Annotated in this window: 2 protein-coding genes; both read left to right on the forward strand. The window is 71.3% G+C overall.

Annotation, left to right across the window (positions count from 1 at the left end):
- The coding region (locus tag NP777_RS46530; protein ID WP_256656266.1) for a KR domain-containing protein at positions 1 to 1,105 on the forward strand (1,105 nt) is incomplete at its 5' end.
- 57 nt (positions 1,106 to 1,162) lie between these two features.
- Positions 1,163 to 4,048: type I polyketide synthase (locus NP777_RS46535; protein WP_256656267.1), on the forward strand; the 2,886-nt coding region annotated here is incomplete at its 3' end.

Here is a 4,048-nt window from a genome sequence, read left to right on the forward strand (position 1 = left end):
TCGGGTGCGCGTCGTGGCCTGTGATGTGGGCGATCGTGAGGCGCTGGCGGCTCTTCTGGCGACGGTCCCGGATGTGCGTACCGTCGTGCATGCGGCGGGTGTCCTGGATGACGGGGTGCTCGAATCGCTGGTCCCGGAGCGGATTCGTGAGGTGATGCGGGCCAAGGCCGACGGTGCCCGCCATCTCCACGAGTTGACCCGTGACATTGACCTCGACGCCTTCGTGTTGTTCTCGTCGGCTGCGGGGACTGTGGGCAATGCGGGTCAGGGGAGTTATGCGGCGGCCAACGCTGTCCTGGACGGGTTGGCGTGGCGGCGTCGGGCCGAAGGCCTGGTGGCCACGTCGGTGGCCTGGGGGGCTTGGGCGGACAGTGGCATGGGGGTCGGGCATGCACGGGCCATGGCGCCACGGCTGGCGCTGGCAGCCCTTCAGCGAGCGTTGGACGACGATGAGACCGCACTGATGATCGCGGACATCGACTGGGAGCACTTCGGCTCCCGGTTCACCGCCGTACGGCCGAGCCCGCTGCTGAGCGAACTGCTACCCCCCTCCACCGCGCCGATGGAGCCGGTCGAGGCACTCGCCATCCGGTTGCGCGGCATGTCGCGCATCGAGCGCGATCGGGCGGTGCTGGAGCTGGTCCGTGCCCACGTGGCGGCCGTGCTGGGGCATGCGAAGCCCGCTTCGGTCGACCCTTCGCGGACCTTCCAGGAAGTCGGCTTCGACTCGCTGACCGCGGTTGAGCTGCGGAACCGGCTGGCCACCGCCACCGGCGTACCGTTCCCGGGGTCGGTCATCTTCGACTATCCGACCCCTGCGGCGCTCGCCGACCATGTCCGGGCCCGGTTCGTCCCGGACAGTGACAGTGACAGCCACGGTGACGAGGACGAGAGCGGCGCGACATCCGTGCTCGACGAGCTGACCAGGCTGGAAGCCGTGCTGTCCGACCTGTCCCCGAGCGACGTGGCCGGTGTCGAGGTCGCCGCGAAGATCAAGAGCCTGCTGTCCCACTGGGGAACGGCCACCAGCAGTGACATCGACATGGATTCCGCGACGGACGAGGAGATGTTCGACCTCCTCGGCAAGGAGTTCGGGATCTCGTGAACCTGCCGTCGAGTTCGTCTCCGAGTGAGTCCAGCACCGCGTTGAGAGGGCCGTCCTGTGGAGAATGAAGAGAAACTTCGTCATTACCTCAAAGAGGTCACGAAGGATCTGCGGCAGACCCGCCAGCGCCTGCAGGACGTCGAGGCGAAGAGCCGCGAGCCCATCGCGATCGTCGGCATGAGCTGCCGTTTCCCCGGTGGCATCGCAACGCCGGAAGCGCTGTGGGACCTGGTGCGCGAGGGCGGCGACGCGGTGTCGGAGTTCCCGGCCGACCGCGGATGGGACACGGACGGCCTCTACGACCCCGCGGGCGGCTCCGGGAAGTCGGTCACCCGCTACGGCGGATTCCTGCGCGGCGTCGCCGATTTCGACGCCGCGCTCTTCGGGATCTCGCCCCGCGAGGCCATCGCGATGGACCCGCAGCAGCGGCTGATGCTGGAGACCTCCTGGGAAGCGTTCGAGCGGGCCGGTGTCAACCGTGACGCGGTGCGGGGCAGCCGGACCGGGGTGTTCATCGGCACCAACGGCCAGGACTACGCGACACTGCTCAGCGCTGCCCGGGACGATGTGCAGGGCCACCTCGGCACGGGCAGTGCGGCCAGTGTGCTCTCGGGACGGGTCGCCTACACCTTCGGTCTCGAAGGGCCGACGGTCACCGTGGACACCGCGTGCTCGTCCTCACTGATCGCCCTGCATCTGGCCGTCCAGGCACTGCGCAACGGGGAGTGCGAGCTGGCACTCGCGGGCGGCGTCACGGTGATGACGACGACGAACACCTTCGTCGAGCTGTCCAAGCAGGGCGGGCTGGCGCCGGACGGCCGGTCCAAGGCGTTCGCGGCGGCGGCGGACGGCACCGGCTGGGGTGAGGGCGCCGGGATGCTGCTGGTGGAGCGGCTGTCCGACGCCGAACGGCACGGTCACCCGGTACTGGCGGTGGTGCGCGGCACCGCCGCCAACCAGGACGGCGCGTCGAACGGGCTGACCGCGCCCAACGGGCCCTCCCAGCGCCGGGTCATCCGCGCGGCGTTGTCCAACGCCCAGCTGTCCACGGGCGATGTCGACGTGGTGGAGGCACACGGCACCGGCACCCGGCTCGGCGACCCGATCGAGGCACAGGCCCTGCTGGACACCTACGGCCAGGACCGGGACCGGCCGCTATGGCTCGGATCGGTCAAGTCGAACCTGGGACACACCCAGGCCGCCGCGGGTGTCGCCGGGGTCATCAAGATGGTGCTCGCCATGCGCCACGGTGTGCTGCCGCGCACCCTGCACGTGGACGAACCGACCCCGCATGTGGACTGGTCCGCCGGGGCGGTGCGGCTGCTCACCGAGCGGACCCCGTGGCCGGAGACCGACCGGCCGCGCAGGGCGGGCGTATCCGCCTTCGGAGTGAGCGGCACCAACGCCCATGTGATCGTGGAGCAGGCGTCGGAGGCCGAGCCCGTCGAGCCGCCCCGGACCGAACCGGTGACGGTGCCCTGGGTGCTCTCGGGCCGGGGCGAGGCCGGTCTGCGGGCGTTCGCGGCCCGGCTCGCCGACGTGGCCGCCGAAGCCCACCCCGGGGACCTCGGATGGACCCTGGCCATCACCCGTTCGGCGCTGCCACACCGTGCGGTGGTGATGGGATCCACACCGGAGGAGCTGCGGACCGGCCTCGCGGCGGTGGCCGCCGGAGAGCCGGCCTCGAACGTGGTGGAGGGAGTGGCCGGCTCCGACACCGGCGTGGTCTTCGTCTTCCCGGGACAGGGCTCGCAGTGGGCCGGTATGGCCGTGGAACTGCTGGACTCCTCCCCGGCCTTCGCCCGCCGGTTCGCCGAATGCGCCCGTGCCCTGGAGACACACCTCGACTGGTCCATCGAGGACGTGGTGCGCTCCGCGCCCGGTGCGCCCTCGCTCGACCTCATCGAGGTCGTCCAGCCGGTGCTGTTCACCATGATGGTGTCCCTCGCCGAGCTGTGGGCCTCCTACGGGGTCACTCCATCGGCCGTGGTCGGCCACTCCCAGGGCGAGATCGCGGCGGCCTGTGTGGCCGGGGCGCTGTCGCTGGAGGACGCGGCCAAGGTGGTGGTGTTGCGCAGCCGCCTCTTCGCCGAAACCCTGGTGGGCCACGGCGCCATCGCCTCGGTCGCCCTGCCGGCGGAACAACTGGCCACCCGGATCGAGCCGTGGGGCGAGCGCCTCGTGGTGGCCGGGGTGAACGGACCCGCGGCCGCCACGGTGTCCGGCGACCCCCGGAGCCTCGAGGAGTTCGTCGCCGCATGCGCGGCGGACGGCGTACGCGCCCGCGTCGTGCCCGCCACCGTGGCCTCCCACGGCCCGCAGGTGGAACCGCTACGGGAACGGCTGCTCGCCCTGCTGGCCGACGTGGCGCCACGCCAGTCGACCGTTCCGTTCTACTCCACGGTGACCGGCGGACTCCTGGACACCACCGGACTCGACGCGGACTACTGGTTCTGGAACGCCCGTAAGCCGATCGACTTCGTCGGCGCGCTCCGGGCGCTGTTCGCCGACGGCCACCGCGTCTTCGTGGAATCGAGCACTCACCCCGCCCTGACCATGGGGATCCAGGACACCGCGGACGCCTCCGGCGAGTCCGTGGAGGTCACCGGCTCGCTGCGGCGTGGCGAGGGCGGGCTCGCCCAGTTCCACTCGGCCGTGGCGCGGCTGCATGTGCACGGGGTACGGGTGGACTGGTCCGCGGCCTTCGGGGCGGCGCGGCGGGTGGAGCTGCCGACCTACCCCTTCCAGCGGGAGCGTTACTGGCTGACGCCCCGGCCCGGTCAGGGTGACGCCTCCGCCCTGGGACTGGGCGCGCTCGATCATCCCCTGCTGGGGGCCACGGTCGTGCTGCCCGAGTCCGGTGGTTGCGTGCTCACCGGTCGGCTGTCCCTGACCGGGCACCCCTGGCTGGCCGATCACGCCCTCTCCGGTGTGGTGTTGCTG

It is taken from the genome of Streptomyces rugosispiralis (assembly GCF_024505145.1).
Classification (GTDB): domain Bacteria; phylum Actinomycetota; class Actinomycetes; order Streptomycetales; family Streptomycetaceae; genus Streptomyces; species Streptomyces rugosispiralis.